A 19,379-nucleotide genomic window follows, 5' to 3' on the forward strand; every position below is an offset into this window, starting at 1 on the left:
CTTCTGTAAATTCAAATACAGCACATGTAACTTATGCTTTCGGTGTGTGGTGATATAAATATTCTTTTACGGGGAGATCGCTGATCAAGTTGGATAAAGCACTCGATCATTAAAGGATCTTTTTTGTAAAGGATCAAGATCTTTATCGACAAGATGATCTAATCTTGCCAGCATAGGTAAGTGACTTGAACGGCTTTTTATGCCCTAACGTGAAGTGTGTTTATTAAGAGTGAGTAAAGTTTAAATGGATAGTAATGATTGCCCAAAATGTGAACAACCGTTGGAGTGGAATGGTAGTTATCACTGCTCTTCGTGTGAAGTTAATTATATAAAGCAGGCTTATTGTCCTGATTGCGATGCTTTACTAGAGAAACTTCAAGCTTGTGGTTCCGCTAGCTACTTCTGTAACACATGCAATGAATTGAAATCAAAATCACGAGTGAAAATTGTTTTTGAACTTCAAAATACCTAACGTAAGTATTGAAGCGCAGTCATTAGAAAGGGTTAATTAACCGTAGAGCGTACTTCGCCATCAGCAAATCGGGTGATCAGCTGATCACCACTTTTTACTTGGTCACTAGTCGACACAATAGTGCCATCTGCATCCTGTGTAATTGAATAGCCACGAGACAGCGTGGCGAGTGGGCTCACCGTCTCTAGCTTTTCTGCTACGAGACTAAATTGATGACGTTGATTGAGCAATAGTCTACGTATTGCATCGGTCAGTCTTCTTTCTGACTGCTCGAGTTTTGCCGCTTGCTGATTGAGCTGAACCTTTGGTGAGCGCAGTTGAAGTTTGTGTTCCAGACGATTCAAATCTGTAGTTCTACGATTGAGTATCTGCTTAACCGCGTGGTGCAAACGCACTTCTAATTGATCGATCTGTTGGCTTTGATGCTGTAATTGAACATTCGGGTGTTGTCTATCTAAGCGATGGTTGAGTTGAGAGACATTCTTTTGCTGGGCCGACAAATAATGACGCATCGCGTTAAGAAGGTTTCTCTTTTTCGCCACGACCGCTTGGGCCTTATGACTGTTATCTCGGCTCACTAGCTCAGCCGCAGCCGATGGGGTGGGTGCACGCATGTCGGCAACAAAGTCCGCAATGGTGACATCAATTTCATGTCCTACGGCACTAATGATTGGGATCTGACTCGCTGCAATAGTACGAGCGACAATCTCGTTGTTGAAGCACCAAAGATCTTCCAGCGAACCGCCCCCTCGACCAACAATCAACACATCACACTCTTGGCGGGTGTTTGCACGGCCAATGGCTTGCGCTATTTGAATGGCGGCATCATTTCCTTGAACGACTGTTGGGTACACAACGACAGGCAAACTAGGTTCTCGCCTTTTTAATACATCGAGAATATCGAACAGTGCGGCACCGGTTTGAGAGGTGATGACCCCCACGCATTTTGGATGTTCTGGCAGAGACGATTTGTTGGTTTGAGCAAATAGACCTTCGGCGGCAAGCTTCATTTTTAGTTCATCGAACTGCTGCTGAAGTTGTCCATCCCCTTCTGGCTGCATACTATCAATGATTAACTGGTAATCGCCACGTGGCTCATACAGTGACAAGCGGGCTTTAACTAAAACTTGCTGACCGTTCTTAGGCTTGAATGTTACTCGACGATTGTTGCCTTTGAACATCGCGCATTTTACTTGGGCGCGAGAGTCTTTTAGCGTGAGATACCAATGACCCGAAACCGGTGACGAAAAGTTGGAGATTTCTCCGACTAGCCAGAGAATACCCATTTGGTTTTCAAGCAGTAATCGAACTTCAGAATTAAGACGCGAGACAGTGAAGATATTCTGATTGGTCAGAGAAGACACAGCTAAACTCATAGACGTGAGGATGGAAGATAGCGGCAATATAATACATAGCAAGGGGGTAAATGCAAATTAAATATACAAAAATGTGTAGCCAAGCGATTTCGTTAGCCGTATAATCCGTCCGCAATATCTAATCCAAATGCAGTTTGATTTACCTAAATTGGCTGTCCTCATTAGGCGAAACGATGAGATTGGATTGTTTCTTTTTACTCCTATTATTGTGAGATATTGCAAATGCTAAGAATTGCCAAAGAAGCGCTGACATTCGACGACGTACTGCTAGTGCCAGCACACTCCACCGTTCTCCCAAACACAGCTGATCTTCGCACTCAGCTGACGAAGAATATTTCCCTAAACATCCCAATGATCTCGGCATCGATGGATACTGTGACTGAAGCTCGCCTTGCTATTGCCCTTGCGCAAGAAGGTGGTATTGGCTTTATTCATAAGAATATGTCTATTGAGCAGCAAGCTGAACAAGTTCGCTTGGTGAAGATTTTTGAAGCGGGTGTTGTATCTGCTCCTGTGACTGTTCGTCCTGACGCAACGATTGAAGATGTTGTTGCTCTAACTGAAAAGCACGGTTTTGCAGGTTTCCCTGTTGTGACTGAAAACAACGAATTGGTGGGTATCATTACCGGCCGTGATATTCGTTTTGTAACTGACCTTTCTAAGAAAGTTGAAGTCGTCATGACGCCAAAAGAGCGCCTCGCTTCTGTTAAAGAAGGGGCAACACCTGAAGAAGTGCAAGAAAAAATGCACGAAGCACGTGTTGAAAAAGTACTGGTTGTGAACGATGAGTTCCAATTGACAGGTATGATCACAGCAAAAGACTTCCATAAAGCTGAACGCAAACCAAACGCATGTAAAGATGACAAAGGTCGTCTACGTGTTGGTGCGGCAGTGGGTGCTGGTGCTGGTAATGAAGAGCGCGTTGCTGCTTTAGTTGAAGCGGGCGTTGATGTTCTTCTTATCGACTCTTCACACGGTCACTCAGAAGGCGTACTAAATCGCATTCGTGAAACACGTGCAGCATTCCCAGATCTTGACATCATTGGCGGCAACGTTGCAACGGGCGCTGGTGCTAAAGCACTGATTGAAGCAGGTGTTAGTGCGGTTAAAGTCGGTATCGGCCCTGGCTCTATCTGTACGACACGTATCGTAACAGGTGTCGGTGTTCCACAAATTACCGCTATCTCAGATGCAGCAGAAGCCGCAGCAGAATACGGCATTCCAGTGATCGCTGATGGCGGTATCCGTTTCTCAGGTGATATCTGCAAAGCCATTGTGGCTGGCGCATCATGTGTGATGGTTGGTTCAATGTTTGCTGGTACTGAAGAAGCACCAGGCGAAGTCATTCTTTATAACGGTCGTTCTTACAAGTCTTACCGAGGTATGGGTTCTCTTGGCGCCATGTCTCAGGGCTCTTCTGACCGTTACTTCCAATCAGATAATGCAGCAGATAAGTTGGTACCAGAAGGCATCGAAGGTCGTATCGCATATAAAGGTCGTCTAAAAGAGATCGTTCACCAACAAATGGGTGGGCTTCGCTCAAGCATGGGTCTTACTGGCTCACCAACGATTGAAGTTATGCGTAATAAAGCTGAGTTTGTGATTATTTCAGGTGCAGGGATGAAAGAGTCTCACGTACATGATGTTCAGATCACGAAAGAAGCTCCTAACTATCGTCTAGGTTAATGCATATTCGTAGAGCTGATTTTGTAAAAAGTGACTCTACGAAAACGATTGCTTTATCACTTGAAGACTTAATGAGAGGCGGTTAAACTCGCCTCCGTTTCATTATTTAGCTAATAAGACTACCTCAAATGACTAAAAATATTCATGACCAACGTATTCTAATTCTGGATTTCGGTTCTCAATACACGCAGCTTGTTGCTCGTCGTATCCGTGAGATCGGTGTTTACTGTGAGCTTTGGAGCTGGGATGTAGAAGAAGCTGACATTCGTGAATTTAATCCAGACGGTATTATTCTATCTGGTGGCCCTGAGAGTGTTACAGAAGGTAACTCTCCACGCGCTACACAGTATGTATTCGACTCTGGTGTGCCAGTATTTGGTGTATGTTACGGCATGCAAACCATGGCTGAGCAGCTGGGCGGTAAAGTTGCAGGCTCTAATGAGCGTGAATTTGGTTACGCAGCTGTTCAGGTAACTGGTGAATCTGCGCTATTCCAAGATCTTGAAGCGACTCAAGATGTGTGGATGAGCCACGGTGACAAAGTGGTCGAAATTCCAGCTGATTTCACGAAGATTGCTGAGACTGAGACTTGCCCATTTGCTGCGATGGCAAACGAAGAGAAAAAATACTACGGCGTTCAATTCCACCCAGAAGTCACGCACACCAAGAACGGCCTTAAGATGCTTGAAAACTTCGTACTGAACGTATGTGGTTGTGAGCGCCTTTGGACTTCAGAATCGATTATTGAAGACGCTGTTGCTCGAATCAAAGAGCAAGTCGGTGATGATGAAGTGATTCTTGGCCTATCTGGTGGTGTTGATTCATCTGTTGTTGCGATGCTTGCTCACCGAGCGATTGGCGATAAGCTAACGTGTGTGTTTGTTGATAATGGTCTTCTTCGTCTGAACGAAGCAGAGCAAGTTATGGAAATGTTTGGCAATAAGTTTGGTCTTAAGATCATTCACGTTGAAGCAGAGCAACGTTTCCTTAAAGCTCTAGAGGGAGAGTCGGATCCAGAAGCTAAGCGTAAGATTATTGGCCATGTTTTTGTCGATATCTTTGATGAAGAGTCTAAGAAGCTGTCTAATGCGAAGTGGTTAGCTCAGGGAACTATTTACCCTGACGTTATCGAATCAGCGGCATCGAAAACGGGCAAAGCGCACGTCATCAAATCTCACCATAACGTTGGTGGCCTTCCTGATGATATGGAAATGGGCCTTGTTGAGCCTCTACGTGAATTGTTTAAAGATGAAGTTCGTAAGATTGGTCTAGAGCTTGGTCTTCCATACAACATGCTTTACCGCCACCCATTCCCGGGTCCTGGTCTAGGTGTTCGTGTTCTTGGAGAGATCAAGAAAGAGTACTGTGACTTACTGCGTCGTGCAGATGCTATCTTCATTGAAGAGCTACACGCTGCTGACCTTTACCACAAAGTATCTCAGGCGTTCACTGTTTTCCTACCTGTGCGCTCTGTTGGTGTTATGGGTGATGGTCGTAAGTACGATTGGGTCGTGTCACTGCGTGCGGTCGAGACTATCGACTTTATGACAGCGCATTGGGCACACCTTCCATACGACTTCTTAGGTAAGGTTTCTAACCGTATCATTAATGAAGTCGAGGGTATTTCTCGCGTTGTTTATGATATTTCAGGCAAGCCACCTGCAACTATCGAGTGGGAATAGTCTTTCATTAGACTGACTCAATAATTTGAAAGCCTCGTAACTTAGTTGCGAGGCTTTTTTCATGTTTGAGTGCTTCTGTTTTTGTTCGTCAATATATGCAACTGGCCCTTGTTCACTAACTACGTGTTTTTTGTAGCACAGAGTGTATTCTTCATGCATACAGAATGTCATTTGGCTATTGCCGCCTTTAAGTCACTCGCAAGTCTCTGTTATCTGACAAAAAACCACTAATCCTATCTCGAGTAAGACTCTACCCTTGGTTAAATCTCAAAGTGATAAGGACATTTCTTATGAAGAAAGTGAACCAACTTGCTCTGTTAGTTGGCTGTACTCTTGCAGCGAACAGCATGGCAGCGCTAACCATTCAACCCGATCCGCAGAACCCGACAGGATACGTGGTTTCTCGAGCGGACCTTGAAGCGAATGCCGCAGAAAAGGCCAGTGACCCTATGTATGCTATTTGGTCTCAGGCACTACAAACTATAGATAACACCGTTGTTGAAGCCATTGAACCAAACCTTGCTTCTAACCCTTCAAATGTAAAACGTGTTGAGCGCGTGTTTCCACAAGCTGAATGGGATTTTTTAACTCATATGGCAGCCCCTGAATACACATACACTCGTTTTCTTCGCGCAATAGGGAAGTTTCCGGCATTTTGTGGCGACTACACTGACGGCCGAGACGCCGATGCGATTTGTAAGAAGTCAGTCGTGACGGCGTTTGCGCATTTCTCGCAGGAAACGGGCGGGCATATAGCAAAAGACAATATTTCTGACAATCCTCTGGCGCTTGAAGAGTGGCAACAGGCGTTAGTCCATGTACGTGAAATGGGTTGGTCAGAAGGACAAGAGGGCTATACGACAGGGTGTGGTTCAAACGATTGGCAAAACGCCCGTTGGCCTTGTGCAGCGGGGCAGGGCTACTTCGGTCGTGGCGCCAAGCAGCTTTCTTACCACTTCAACTATGGTGCCTTTTCAGAAGTGATGTTTGATGGCGATGCGTCTGTGTTGCTTAATAATCCGGGCCTTGTTGCTGATTCCTGGTTAAATCTAGCATCGGCTATATGGTTTTTCCTAACGCCTCAAGCGCCTAAGCCTGCAATGCTTCATGTGATTGACCGCACTTGGTCGCCTTCGGTGCGAGAAACTGATGCGGGTATTGGCTATGGGTTTGGTACCACTATTAACGTCATTAATGGCGGAATTGAGTGTGGTGAACAGAATAAAGATAAAGGACAGCCGGTTAACCGTATTCGTTACTGGGAAGGGTTGTCAGCGCATTATCAAATACCAATTGAAGCGGACGAAGCGAATACTTGTTGGCAGCAAACGCCTTACGGAAGCTTGAACCTGAACGGTGCGACTGATGTGTTGTACACCAACTGGGATGGTAACTGGAAGTACTACGCTGACCGTCCGGAAGGGTACTCATTTGAGTGTGAACTTGTCGGGTTTCAAACCGCATATTCTGCACTGGTTCCGGGCGACTATGAAAAGTGTGTCACGAATTTTTACGGTTCACACGCAAGTTGGCCAGAGGTTCGCGTTGTCGACAAACTTGATCCGGTAGACCCGACTGATCCCCCTGTTGGTGGTGTTGCAGCATGGGATGCCAACAAGGTGTATCTAGCGGGTGATAAAGCCAGTTTGAATGGGGTTACCTATCAAGCGAAGTGGTGGACGCAAGGCGATGATCCCCTAGTAGGAGGGCCATGGGAAGTGCTCTCTGGAGAGCCTGTGATACCGCCGACTGTTCCATCTGTTACTGAACCGCCAGTAACGGAACCTGATTTAGGTGCGTTTACACCTTGGCAACCAGGTGTATCTCAAGTGGGAGAGGGTGATAAGGTTAGTTACCTAGGGAAGTGTTTTATTGCGAAAAATGCACCTGGTGTTTGGGAAAGCCCGACTCAAAGTAACTGGTTCTGGGATGAAGTGTCCTGTCAGTAAGCACTAGCAGTTAGAAATACACAAAACCTATCAAGAGAGGTCTACTTACAGTAGGCCTTTCTTTTTTTCAGGAAGCGGATCAATAACTGGCTTTCTCTGCTTTCTCAGTTTTCTCCGCTTTGTCACGCTAGACAGTGCAACCTTAGTTTCCATCAATCAATGTCTCATTCTCAAATTTGTTGAATTAAAATCCCTGTTTAATTTTTATAAATATTTTTTAAGGGTGAGTAAAATGTCAACAAAGTTAGCCAATCCGGCTCCGCTTGGGTTAATGGGGTTTGGTATGACGACCATCCTGTTGAATATCCATAATGCGGGCTATTTTCCTATCGATTCTATGATCTTGGCGATGGGGATTTTTTATGGCGGCCTTAGTCAAGTTATCGTGGGAATTATGTGCTTCCAGCGAGGGGATACATTTGGGACGACGGCATTCACCTCTTACGGTTTGTTTTGGTTAAGCTTGGTTGGCTTAATCGTCATGCCTTACATGGGATTACCCGCTAGCCCTGAGCATTTTATGGGTTGGTACTTAGCGTTATGGGGTATTTTCACAGGCTTCATGTTTGTGGGATCACTGTGTTACCCAGTGGCGAAACAGGTTGTGTTTGGTTCTCTTACTCTATTATTTGCGCTTCTTGCTGCGCGAGATTTTACCGGCAGCGAGTTGATTGGCACTATCGCCGGGTTTGAAGGTATTTTCTGTGGTGCAAGTGCCATTTATTTTGCCATGGCGCAGGTGATCAATAATGAATACGGTCGCACTGTATTGCCGATTGGTGAAAAGAAAGTGTCTCAGCCAACGCTTACCACACAAGAAATCGCAGCTTAACTGAGTTAGCAATAACGGTAAGCATAAAAAAGGGTTAGCCTTAAGCTAACCCTTTTCAATTCTAAAAATGTCTAACTGCCTATGTAGAAGGCTGTTCTACGGGTTTCGTCTCTTCCACTGCTTCATGGGCAGACTTCCCCGTTTTACGCTTGTACTTTTCTTCCCAGTAATCAGCACCTTTGATGCCAAGTTTTACAGGGTTGAATGTGTACTCAGTGACGCCGCGCTTTTGTTGCTCTTCGTAATCAGCCAATGCTTTAAGCGCTGGTTTTGACATAAAGAAGATAATGATGATACCGACAATGTTCAGCCAAGCCATCATACCTACGCCCACATCACCCATCGCCCATGCTAGGTTCGCTGTTTTTACGGTTCCGTAGAACACAGCAGCAATGATCACAAGCTTCAGGACAAACATCAGGCCATTCACTTTGAACGTCCTGCGGATGTACGCAATGTTCGTTTCTGCGATGTAGTAGTAAGCAAGGATTGTTGTAAATGCAAAGAAGAACAGAGCAACAGCAATGAATGGTTTGCCTACGCCAGGTAGTGCACTTTCAATGGCCATTTGTGTGAACACTGGGCCGTTTGCACTGATGTTTTCTGCTAAGTTTTGCACGATAAACGCGTCAGGACCGCCGTGAACATTGTACGCGCCAGTGATTAGAATCATAAACGCGGTAGCAGAACAAACAAGTAATGTATCGATGTAGATAGAGAACGATTGAACTAGGCCTTGTTGAGCTGGGTGATCAACACTTGCTGCTGCCGCTGCGTGAGGACCTGTACCTTGACCTGCTTCATTAGAGTAAACGCCACGTTTAACACCCCAGCCGATAGCAGCACCAAAGCCAGCCATTGGAGTGAATGCGTCACCAATGATCATTGCGAAAATGCGTGGCACTTCACCAATGTTCAGAAGAATAATAACGAAAGCCGTAATGATGTACGCAAGTGCCATGAAAGGAACAACCACTTGAGTAAAGTTAGCAATACGCTTAACGCCACCAAAAATAATGAACGCTAGAATGATGCAAACAACGGTACCGGTAAAGATTTTAGCAAAACTGAACGTGCCGATAGCTGTTTCAATCATGTCACCAGAACCGAATGCGGCTTCTACTGCATTACCAATACTGTTTGATTGAACACCAGGAAGTAGAACACCACATGCAAAGATAGTCATGATCGCAAAGATCCATGCGTACCATTTCTGACCCATTGCTTTTTCGATGTAGTAGGCTGGACCACCACGGAACTGGCCTTCATCTTCTTCTTTATAGATTTGAGCGAGAGTCGATTCAGTGTAAGCAGTCGCTGCGCCGAAGAAGGCGACAACCCACATCCAGAACACGGCACCTGGGCCACCAAAACCAATCGCGGCTGCCACACCAGCTATGTTACCTGTACCAACACGGCCCGATAATGAAACGGCAAGTGCTTGGAAGGATGAGATACCTTTCTTAGAGCTTTTACCAGATAGAAGTAGGCGCCACATTTCAAAAAAGTGACGAATCTGTACAAATCTAGTTAGAACGGAATAAAACAATCCAGCGCCCAGGCACAAGTAGATCAGTACCGGACTCCAGATAATTCCATTTAAAAAATCAACAAACGACTGCATGAGTATATTCCCTGTTTATGTAATGGTGACTATTTTTTCAGCCGATACATTACCGCTTTTGTAGCGAAATTGTTAATGCTTTTGTCTGTTTTGGTTTCTGTGTGTGACTTGGCACACAAATCCATTATTGTTGATATTTTTGGAGTAATTGATTATCTGAAGTGTGAAATTAATGTTAATTAATTGTTTATTATCTTTGTTGAGGGATTTAATAACGGAAATGATTTGATTTATGTTTAGTAATAAGTTCTGTGAATTTGATGTTACTTAGTGAGTGATAATGGGGCTTTTTCTCTTATTAACGGTCATTTACAGCAGTGACTTAGGATGCGTGTTAAAAATTCCATGCAACTTAGATTCGACCTCCTACAATTAATGCTGAGGGGTACTTATATGAATTTTGAACACAGCAAATGCCGCTATCAAAGCCCCGATAACTGGCATTGCGACCAACCTTGTGGAGAGTCAGGGCTATGCTACTGGCACGATCCAAGCGTCGATAAAAGCAACGATAACGTACGTGAAGAGGTTGAAAACTGGGCCGCTGAAGGGAAACCTTTAGATGGATTTCAGTTGGCTAAAACGAATTTGGTAGACATAAACCTGGTAAACCGAGGAAGCAAAGAAGGCTACAAATGCCGAAACGCTGATTTCTATCGTGCTGATCTGTCCGACGCTCACTTTTTTGGCTTAGATTTACGTGGCTCTTCTTTAATGAAGGCCAAGCTTAATTGCGCCAATTTACATTGTGCGCAACTCAGCAATTGTAACTTGTTAGGGGCGGATTTAAGTCGTGCTCGGTTGGAAAATATAGAGTGGGGAAGCTCCTTAAAGCAAGAGATAGACACTCGCGCTGCAATGAAAAAAGGCGATCGACGGCAAGTTATTTCACTTTGCCAAGAAGCTGAAGAAGTATGTCGTAACATTCGAAAGCAATGTGAAAAGCAAGGCTTGTTCGAAACAGCTGGCACTTTCTTTAAAAAGGAAATGCAGTATCGGCGCTATCAAATGCCTTTGATGAGTTTTAATCGTTTTATATCTAAAACTGTCGATGTGTTTTGTGGATATGGCGAGTCTCCCATACGGGTTGTCGCGTTTTCCTTAGGATTAATATTGACCTGTGCCATGGCCTATTTTTTGTTAGATACCACGGCGGATAACCCTATTTATGCCGATGTTGAAGGTTGGCAGTTCTATGTGTTTGAGTTTTTTAATGCTCTATATTTCAGTGTGGTCACCTTTACGACTCTTGGGTATGGAGATATTTCTCCCGTTGGCGTCGCGAGGTTTATTGCCGCTTTCGAGGCATTTCTGGGCAGCTTCACTATGGCATTATTTGTGGTTGTCTTCGTAAAAAAAATGACCAGGTGATGGGCACTCCTGATGTGGCATTGCTCCTAAAGCAGGCTGTTCATGGGCGTCTAATTCATCACACCTTATGAAAGCAAGTGTGAGTTCTGCTTGCTTTCATTTTTTCCTCCCTCCCGACCTTTGTTCCTTTATTCATTTTAATCACGCCATTGCCTTTCCGACGATGGCTGGAATGAAATCCCTCTTCCTTTGGTCATTAACTAGCTCCTTTTCCTATCTATGACTAGATTTATTAGTAGGTCGGATGATTTCTTTGATTCTATGTAATTTTTTTATTTGTCATTCGGTCTGATAGAGGACAGCAACAAAAGAAACGTGGCGATGCTGGTTTTGTTGATGTTGATTGGTCGAACGGATAATGGAGAAATGTGTGTCACTAATGATGGACTTACAAGCTGAATTAATGGACGGCTCAACTTCAACCTTGTGGTTGTTTACCTCTATTGTTTTGCTTTCTTACCTCCTTGAAGACCTTGCGATTATTGCCGCTGCGAGTATATCGATGCAGCAATTACTATCACCTTCTATAGCGTTGCTGGCCATTTTTGTTGGTATTGCATCAGGGGATGTTGGGCTTTATTACCTTGGTAAGGGAAGTCGTTATTTTAGAGGTTTACGTTTTCGTTTATTAACCAATCGCCATTTCAGAATGGTTAGACGAAGGCTACATCAGCGTACCTTTTTAAACCTTTTCGTCATTCGCTTTATTCCAGGAATGAGAACGGTAGGTTTTACGCTGAGTGGTTACTTTTCTATTCCTTTGCCCCGTTTTTTGCTCGCTGTCATTGTGGCAACAGCGATTTGGACGGCTCTTGTTTTTGGCGCCATTTATTCTCTGGGAAGCGCTGATTGGTTGCAACAGAGCCACTACCAATGGCTAACGATTCCAGTCGCACTTATCGTCCTTATCTTGGCGAATCGCTTACTCACTAAATCATTATCTAGAGGCTTTTTATGACGTCAGTTCTCGGTGTCCAGACCATCGAAAAAAATAGAGTGAACGCGGGTATGCCTCCGTTAGAAGTTGATATTCAGCGCGCTGTCTCGCCGTATGAGTTTTTGCCTAGTTGGATCTTCTATACGCCCGTTTTGCTACAGAGTCTTTTCTTAGGCGCGAAGCATTGGGATATTCGTTTACCTCTGATTGCAAATCCAGGTATTAAGCTGAGCGGTATGGTTGGGGAATCGAAAAGTGACATTCTGTCGCTTGCTGGGAAGAAAGCCAGTCAGTGGATTTCGCCTTTCATTACTCTCACGAAAACCGACAAACAAACACTGAATTTACTTGATGAAGCCATTGGTGAGATGAACAAAAACCACCTGGCCTTTCCCATTGTGGCCAAGCCGGATCTAGGTTGTCGTGGCGCGGGAGTCAAGCTTTTACATAATCCAGAACAACTGAAGGATTACATTGCGTCTTTTCCAAAAAATGCCCGTTTTTTGCTTCAAGAGAAAGCACCTTATCAAGCCGAAGCCGGTGTTTTTTATATACGTTATCCAGGTCAAGAGAAAGGACAGATCATATCCATCACGTTGAAATATGCGCCCTCAGTGGTGGGGGATGGCATGCGTCCACTTCAAGAGTTGATTGAACATTGCCCGAGAGCTGGTCAGCTTTCCCATCTTTATCTGCCGAGACATCAAGATAAATTGGACTGGATTCCTAAGTCAGGTGAAGAGTTTCAACTCGCTTTTGCTGGGAGTCATAGCCGTGGCTCGATCTTCCGCAATGGCAATCAATACATCAGTGCCCAACTGACGGAAAAGCTCGATGAAATCTTCGATGATCTGGAGGGTTTTCATTACGGTCGACTCGACATCAAATTCAACGAGATGGAGCAATTTATGGCGGGTGAAAAGTTCACCATTTTGGAGATCAATGGGGCAAGCAGTGAAGCCGCGCATATTTGGGATAGCAATACGCCTTTAAAAGAGATTTTTTCAACCTTGCTACAGCAGTATCGCATCCTTTTTGACATAGGTGCACAACAGAAAAAGCTAGGTCATGTCACTCCATCGATCGCGTCTCTTCTCAGTGCTTGGCGCGAAGAAAAACGGTTAACCGAGCAATATCCTGCTACGGATTAACAAGAAACGGACTAATAAGAAACGGACTAATAAGAAACGGTTAGCCGTGTGTATTGAGTGAATTTGTTTGAAGTGTTGAGCCATTGAGTCATTAGTTTGTGCCTAAGCAAGCAAGCAAGCTAACGTGAACGGAAGTATTGGCCAGTTTTAGTATTGGAATTATTAGGGACAACTATGTTTGCACATTCTATTCGAGAATCTATCCAAGACGAAGTACCTACGGCTCAATTAGAGTCGGTCAAGAGTGCTCTTAGCCCCGTGGTTTCTGGTGCGATTGAAACGCTTGAACAAGGTCGTCACTTTCTTTGTGAAATTACAGACGAACAGTATTGCTATGATGCAACTCCGCATCTGACGAGCACAATTGGTCAGCATTTTCGTCATTGGCTCGATCTCTTTCATGCCCTGTTTCAGCCTGAATCTTCAAGTGAGTCATCTCATCAGACTCCTTTTGCTAACGGTACTGATGCTCACTATGAAATTGACTATAACCAACGCCGTCGGGGGCATGACGTTGAGCATCATAGGCAGACAGCCATCGCTGAGATCAGTCACTTCATCGATCAATTATCCAGGCTCAGTGAAGAGTCTTTGACAAAGTCAGTGATGATCCTGACGGAAGTTTCGCTGCAGCAAAGTGAGGTGTGTGCTTTGCCGTCGACGCTCGGTCGTGAAATCACTTTTAGCGCGTTGCATGCGAACCACCATTACGCAATGGCGAAGGTGGTGATGAGTTTATTGGATGTTAAAACCAGTGACGATTTTGGTTTGGCACCTGCTACCGCTACCTTCATTCGAGGCCAATAGTATGTGTTCAGTGTCTTGGATAATTAATGAATCTGGCTATCAGGTATTTTTCAATCGCGATGAGCAGAAGACTCGAGCCATTGCCTTACCGCCCAGGCAGCTAACCGTGAATGGCATTGAGGTATTGATGCCGATCGATCCGTTGGGCAAAGGAAGCTGGATAAGTCTGAATGAGTTTGGTTTGTCATTGTGCTTGCTGAATAACTATCAGGGTTCGAACTCAAATAGCGTCGAGAACGCCGGTGAATTCATTAGCCGCGGATTGCTTCTCAAGCAGTTGTCTGGCTTTCACAATGTTAATCAGGTTGAGAAGGCGTTTTATCAGCTGAATTTGAATCAATTTGCGCCCTTTACATTGCTTGTGTTTTCTCCCGCCACGAATTTGCTTAAACCGAGCGTCATGGCCTTTGAGTGGGATGGATCTGCAAGCAATGTATACCCAACAGAATGCCCGCTCTTTTCGTCCAGTGTTGAGATTGATGCCGTGAAAGCTTACCGGCTAAAACAGTTTAATACTTTGACTGAAGCAGGAAAAAGCTTTGAATCACTGTTGGCGTTTCATGCACATCACCACCCACATCACATGCATTTATCCACGTGTATGCATCGTGAAGATGCGCACACCGTGAGTACGACTTACTTAAACGTTTCAGCGACAAAACAGTCAATGGCCTACGTACCAGGGGCGCCTTGTCTGAATCTTACATCTCAAGCCATTGAGCAGCATCAATATCAACTCTGTCATAAAACCTCACTGGTTTCGTAACAGGCTTGCAATAGAGGAGAACTAGAGTGAATACATCAATATTGAAAATCAAACGAAATCAGGGTGCTCAAAGAGTGGCGATCACATCGTTTATCAAGGTCTTGGTAGGCAGTTTCCTACTATTGATCAGCTCATTGAGTTATGCCGATGATGAAATTTATACCGGAATTTTCAGCAACAAAGCGCTCGATGGCTATGACACTGTGGCTTACTTTACTGAAAATAAGCCAGTGAAAGGCAACTCTGATTTTCAAACTGAATACAAAGGTGCAGATTGGTATTTTTCATCCAATGAAAACCTACAGGCGTTTATAGCCGAACCTGAAAAGTACGCCCCTCAATATGGTGGGTATTGTGCTTGGGCTGTGTCGGCCAAAAATGACTTTGCCCCAGGCGATCCCCAGGAGTGGTCGCTTGTCGATGGAAAGCTCTATTTGAATTACAACGAAGACATCAAAAGTCAGTGGGAAGCCGACCAAGCAAATCATATTGTACAAGCCGATAGAAATTGGCCAGCACTGATTAACTGAAACCTATCTGCTGTAAATGGAAAGTAAATTGCGTTGTTGGTTTCGGGTCCTCTAACTCATGGTTTTCAAACTCATATGGCAGAAACTGCACTTACTGAAAATAGGATGATTCATTATGTTTGACAGTCCATTTCGTTTACCTCGAAATACGCCGTTTGGCTTAGGCGAGTCTGTTGTTGAGTGGGCAACGGGGCTATCCAAGCTCGACTTTTTGTATCAGCAGAGGCCGTCTACAAACTCTAGCTTTGAGTTCATGAATTACACTCTATCAGCATTGAATGTGAGTTATGACGTTCAGCATGGCAACATCAATGACATTCCTGAAAGTGGAGCAACGGTCATTGTGGCGAATCATCCTTTAGGGGCTATTGAAGGTGTGATTCTCGCTGATCTTGTGGGTAACGTTCGCCAAGATGTGAAAGTGCTGGCGAACCAAATGCTTAAGCGGTTGCCGGAAATTGATGAGCTTTTCATAGGTATCGATGTGTTTAATGGCAAAGATTCTAGACGAACGAATGCCAACGCAGTGAGAGAGGCGCATCGTCACTTAGCTAGCGGTGGCCTCCTTATTGTTTTTCCAGCGGGAGAGGTGTCTACCTACCAGAAAGGGTCAACGACACTTTCCGATATTGAGTGGAGTCAGTCTGTTGCTAAGTTTATTAAACGCAGCGAAGCGGTAACGGTACCTATCTTTATCAATGGTCAAAACAGCCCTTTGTTTTATCAAGCGGGTAAGGTTCACCCATTGCTGCGTACTGCTATGCTTGGGCGAGAGTTGCTCAATAAAGAAGCGTCCAGCATTGCCATTTCGATTGGTAGCAGCATTCCCTTTTCTGAACTGAAAGGGTTTGATCAAGACAAAGACATTGTGAACTATCTAAGGCTCAATACTTACCTCATGAGTTCTCAGACGCCAGCAGACCTAAATGAGCGTTTGGATCATGATGATCCCTCCTTATTTGAAACCCCGATTATTGCGCCTATTGAGGCCGAAACCTTAGCGAACGAGATCTCAGCATTGCCAGAGTCGGCCTTACTGTTAGAGCAAGGTAACTTCCGAGTTTATTATGCAAAAACTCAGAGGCTAACTCACGTTATGCAAGAGATAGGTCGAATTCGTGAAGAGAGTTTTCGGCAAGTAGGAGAGGGCAGTGGTCTTGCTTGTGATGTTGACGAGTTTGACCTTCATTATTATCAGCTATTCGTGTGGCAGTACGAGAAAAAGGAAATTGTAGGCTCCTATCGAATGGGGTTGGTGGATGAACTGGTGGAACAGCATGGGCTGCAGAGTCTCTATTCAAGAAGTTTATTTGAGTACGATGAGAGCTTTATCGACTCGCTTGATAACAGCATTGAGATGGGCCGATCAGTTGTGGCTAAAAAATATCAACGTAATCTGAGTTCTTTACTGTTGCTGTGGAAGGGCATAGCCACCTTTGTGTACCGAAATCCGCGTTATACTCACCTCTTTGGCCCTGTAAGCATTAGTAACGATTATAGTCATGTGGCAAGGCAGCTGATGGCGGCAACGTTATCGATTCACCATTATGATCAAGAGAAAGCCACATTGGTGAAAGCCACGACTCCCTTACGTAGTAGCGGCAATGTTTTTTGGCAGGCGAATTTACTGTCATCTTTAGCGAGTGTGCCTTTGTTGTCTAAAGTGCTCGCTCGTATGGAGAAAGGAAAAGGGCTACCTGTTTTACTTCGTCAATATCTCGGTATGAATGGGAAATTAGTTTGCTTCAACGTTGACCCTGCATTTCAAGATGCGCTCGACGGCCTGATTGTTGTTGATATGAAAGCCGTTCCTATCAAAACGTTAAGCAAGTATATGGGCAAGCCTCAGGCGGAAGAGTATTTAAGCGACAAGAACCTCACTAAACATTAGTTTTTTTGGGTGCCGATAAAGAACAAATAAAAGGCTGGTTTTGTACCAGTCTTTTTTATTGGACTGAAATCCGTCTTTTAAATGCTTAATCTGTGAAGATACAGTCTTCCTTACTTCTCGATGTCTATGTCATGATGGATTGATTAGAAAAACATCAACGATCAAGGATGAGACAATGAAAGACGAAACCCTTTCGATTCACTTCGGCTATGAGACGGATCCAACCACAAAGTCGGTGGCGACGCCAATCTATCAAACTGTCGCGTATGAATTTGATGATGCTCAGCACGGAGCAGATCTATTCAACCTTGCTGTTCCCGGAAACATCTATACGCGCATTATGAACCCAACCAATGATGTTCTAGAAAAGCGTATGGCCGCTTTGGAAGGCGGGTTGGCAGGGTTAGTTGTAAGTGCTGGCAGCGCTGCGATTGCATACGCGATTCAAACCCTAGCAGAAGCGGGCGATAATATTGTTTCTGCTCCGCAGTTATACGGTGGTACCTACACTCTGTTTGCTCACATGCTACCAAAGCAAGGTATTGAGGTACGGTTTGCCAAAGATGATAAACCAGAGAGTTTAGCTGAATTAATCGATGAGAATACAAAAGCGGTGTACTGCGAGAGTATTGGTAACCCTGCTGGCAACATCGTTGATTTAGAAAGAATTTCAGATCTTGCGCATGCGCAAGGTGTCCCTGTGATAGTCGATAATACGGTAGCAACACCTGTTCTTTGCAAGCCGATTGAATTTGGCGCAGACATTGTTGTTCACTCTCTCACCAAATACGTAGGTGGTCACGGTACAACATTGGGTGGTGTGATTGTTGATTCTGGTAAATTCCCTTGGGCAGAGCATAAAGACCGGTTCCCTGTTTTAAATCAACCTGAGCCTTCTTATCATGGTGTCGTGTATACCGAAGCGTTTGGAGAAGCTGCGTTTATTGGACGTGCGCGAACAGTACCGCTTCGCAACACGGGTGCTGCACTGTCACCAATGAATGCCTTTATGCTGATGCAAGGTTTAGAGACACTGTCATTGCGCATGGAGCGTCATACCGAAAATGCGCTCAAAGTTGCGGAGTATCTTAGTCAGCACGAGAAGGTGAGTTGGGTAAGTTACGCGGGTTTGCCGACGTCCGAGTACTTCCCGTTGGCTGAAAAATACATGAAGGGGAAACCGTCAGCGATTCTCTCATTTGGGCTGAAAGATGGCTATGATGCAGGCGTACGTTTTTATGATGCATTAGAAGTATTTAAGCGCCTGGTTAACATTGGTGACGCTAAATCTTTGGCTTGCCATCCTGCCTCAACCACTCATCGCCAACTCGATGAACAAGAGCAAAAACGCGCTGGCGTTTCACCCGAAATGATTCGTTTGTCGGTCGGTATTGAGCATATTGATGACATTATCGCGGACCTTGAACAAGCGCTAAGCAAATAAATATCTATCGACTGTACCACCGGAGCCTAGGAATGAAGTATTCATTGGGCTCCGAATTTTCTTCGTCACCTATTCCCCCCTTTTATACACACACGAACTGTTGTGTGTTCATCGATTATGGTGCTAGCCGCTCTTTATAGAGGTCATGACTCCCATTCGCCTGAATCTATTTCATCGGCCTTAAACTGATTCGCAAAGTGCTCGAGCAGTGCGGCAAAATTGTCGCCGTTATCCAGTATTGTATTGAATACCCCGTTAGGGCTCACATGGATCTCTGATCCTTGTGGCGCTGAATGCTTTGATAGCACGACGGGTACGATGAATTTGTCGTGGCTAGGTTGGTGGTGTTCTTTTAACGCAAAGGCCAACTGTTGAGCCAGTTCAATATCGACCTGTCGGTAGGCACTTTCACCTGACCTGAATACCACCACAAAAACCAATCCTCGGTATAGCACGATTGCATCTGCTTTGAGTTGTGTCTTGCCAATTTGGTACTCAATGAATATGTGTCCTGCTAAATGCAGTAACTCTTTTAGCTGCGTTTGGATGATAGCGATCAAGTCGTTGTATGTTTCAAATACATCTCTTTGCTTTTGAGAACGTTCAGATGACGAGTCAACGTCGCCTTTCAACTGGGAGAATTCATATAAGGTGGAAGATAAGGGAGAGGGATAAGCCATGACACGATCAATCCAGTAGTTGAAGAGAAATCAATCAGTCTGCTTTCTAACACCAATTGACTCAATGTAGCTTTAGCATACCACAAAAAAATAGAGGGTTTGTACAGCTAATAAAGCAATTAGATCATGATAGGCCAAGTAGTAGTAAGTAAAATAAAATACCTTATTTAATATTTATTTA

At 44.6% G+C, this 19,379-nt stretch carries 16 protein-coding genes; 13 read left to right on the plus strand and 3 right to left on the minus strand.

The features are described 5' to 3' along the window. Window positions 1-244: 244 nt before the first annotated feature. The gene (locus BCU12_RS17205; RefSeq protein WP_102405482.1) at window positions 245-472 is read left to right on the plus strand and encodes a zinc ribbon domain-containing protein; all 228 of its coding nucleotides are present in this window, start codon (window positions 245-247) and stop codon (window positions 470-472) included. A gap of 32 nt (window positions 473-504) precedes the next feature. Here BCU12_RS17205 and xseA read toward each other — a convergent pair whose 3' ends face one another. Continuing rightward, on the minus strand, window positions 505-1,836 hold the full coding sequence (gene xseA / locus BCU12_RS17210) for an exodeoxyribonuclease VII large subunit (RefSeq protein ID WP_102405483.1): 1,332 nt from the start codon (window positions 1,834-1,836) through the stop codon (window positions 505-507). Window positions 1,837-2,070: 234 nt separating this feature from the next. On the opposite strand from xseA, the gene guaB reads away from it, so the two are divergent. From guaB to BCU12_RS17230, 4 genes are all read left to right on the plus strand, one after another. Further along, entirely contained in the window at window positions 2,071-3,534 is a 1,464-nt protein-coding gene (guaB, locus tag BCU12_RS17215; RefSeq protein WP_102405484.1) for an IMP dehydrogenase, read from the plus strand. Window positions 3,535-3,662: 128 nt separating this feature from the next. After that, window positions 3,663-5,216 carry a glutamine-hydrolyzing GMP synthase gene (gene guaA / locus BCU12_RS17220; protein ID WP_102405485.1) on the plus strand — a complete coding sequence of 518 codons (1,554 nt, stop codon included), beginning with the start codon at window positions 3,663-3,665 and terminating at the stop codon, window positions 5,214-5,216. Between the two features lie 290 nt (window positions 5,217-5,506). Further along, window positions 5,507-7,165 carry a chitinase gene (locus BCU12_RS17225; RefSeq protein ID WP_102405486.1) on the plus strand — a complete coding sequence of 553 codons (1,659 nt, stop codon included), beginning with the start codon at window positions 5,507-5,509 and terminating at the stop codon, window positions 7,163-7,165. A 232-nt stretch (window positions 7,166-7,397) separates the two neighbouring features. Next, window positions 7,398-7,997, plus strand: a complete 600-nt coding sequence (locus BCU12_RS17230; protein ID WP_102405487.1) for a GPR1/FUN34/YaaH family transporter — start codon at window positions 7,398-7,400, stop codon at window positions 7,995-7,997. Between the two features lie 79 nt (window positions 7,998-8,076). Here the strand turns inward: BCU12_RS17230 and BCU12_RS17235 are convergent, their stop codons facing one another. Next, window positions 8,077-9,621: an alanine/glycine:cation symporter family protein gene (locus BCU12_RS17235; RefSeq protein ID WP_102405488.1), complete on the minus strand. Its 1,545-nt coding sequence runs from the start codon at window positions 9,619-9,621 to the stop codon at window positions 8,077-8,079. A gap of 393 nt (window positions 9,622-10,014) precedes the next feature. On the opposite strand from BCU12_RS17235, the gene BCU12_RS17240 reads away from it, so the two are divergent. The 8 genes from BCU12_RS17240 to BCU12_RS17275 all read left to right on the plus strand — a co-directional run bounded on the left by BCU12_RS17240 (window position 10,015) and on the right by BCU12_RS17275 (window position 18,518). After that, a complete protein-coding gene (locus tag BCU12_RS17240; protein WP_102405489.1) occupies window positions 10,015-10,992 on the plus strand; it encodes an ion channel in 978 nt (325 codons plus the stop codon). A gap of 370 nt (window positions 10,993-11,362) precedes the next feature. Then, window positions 11,363-11,950 carry a DedA family protein gene (locus BCU12_RS17245; protein ID WP_102405490.1) on the plus strand — a complete coding sequence of 196 codons (588 nt, stop codon included), beginning with the start codon at window positions 11,363-11,365 and terminating at the stop codon, window positions 11,948-11,950. After that, window positions 11,947-13,080: a D-alanine--D-alanine ligase gene (locus tag BCU12_RS17250; RefSeq protein WP_102405491.1), complete on the plus strand. Its 1,134-nt coding sequence runs from the start codon at window positions 11,947-11,949 to the stop codon at window positions 13,078-13,080. The genes BCU12_RS17245 and BCU12_RS17250 overlap by 4 nt, the downstream gene beginning before the upstream one ends. Before the next feature lie 174 nt (window positions 13,081-13,254). Further along, a complete protein-coding gene (locus BCU12_RS17255) occupies window positions 13,255-13,887 on the plus strand; it encodes a hypothetical protein (protein WP_241909864.1) in 633 nt (210 codons plus the stop codon). A gap of 1 nt (window position 13,888) precedes the next feature. After that, the gene (locus BCU12_RS17260) at window positions 13,889-14,653 is read left to right on the plus strand and encodes an NRDE family protein (RefSeq protein WP_102405492.1); all 765 of its coding nucleotides are present in this window, start codon (window positions 13,889-13,891) and stop codon (window positions 14,651-14,653) included. 92 nt (window positions 14,654-14,745) lie between these two features. After that, window positions 14,746-15,183 carry a YHS domain-containing (seleno)protein gene (locus BCU12_RS17265; protein ID WP_198599362.1) on the plus strand — a complete coding sequence of 146 codons (438 nt, stop codon included), beginning with the start codon at window positions 14,746-14,748 and terminating at the stop codon, window positions 15,181-15,183. A gap of 115 nt (window positions 15,184-15,298) precedes the next feature. Beyond that, the gene (locus BCU12_RS17270; protein WP_102405493.1) at window positions 15,299-17,074 is read left to right on the plus strand and encodes a GNAT family N-acyltransferase; all 1,776 of its coding nucleotides are present in this window, start codon (window positions 15,299-15,301) and stop codon (window positions 17,072-17,074) included. Between the two features lie 175 nt (window positions 17,075-17,249). Next, window positions 17,250-18,518: an O-acetylhomoserine aminocarboxypropyltransferase/cysteine synthase gene (locus BCU12_RS17275; RefSeq protein WP_102405494.1), complete on the plus strand. Its 1,269-nt coding sequence runs from the start codon at window positions 17,250-17,252 to the stop codon at window positions 18,516-18,518. 143 nt (window positions 18,519-18,661) lie between these two features. Here the strand turns inward: BCU12_RS17275 and BCU12_RS17280 are convergent, their stop codons facing one another. Next, window positions 18,662-19,198, minus strand: coding sequence for a hypothetical protein (locus BCU12_RS17280; RefSeq protein WP_102405495.1), 537 nt, complete (start codon window positions 19,196-19,198; stop codon window positions 18,662-18,664). Between the last annotated feature and the right edge of the window lie 181 nt (window positions 19,199-19,379).

The sequence above is a fragment of the Vibrio sp. 10N.261.55.A7 genome, assembly GCF_002877365.1.
Classification (GTDB): Bacteria; Pseudomonadota; Gammaproteobacteria; order Enterobacterales; family Vibrionaceae; genus Vibrio.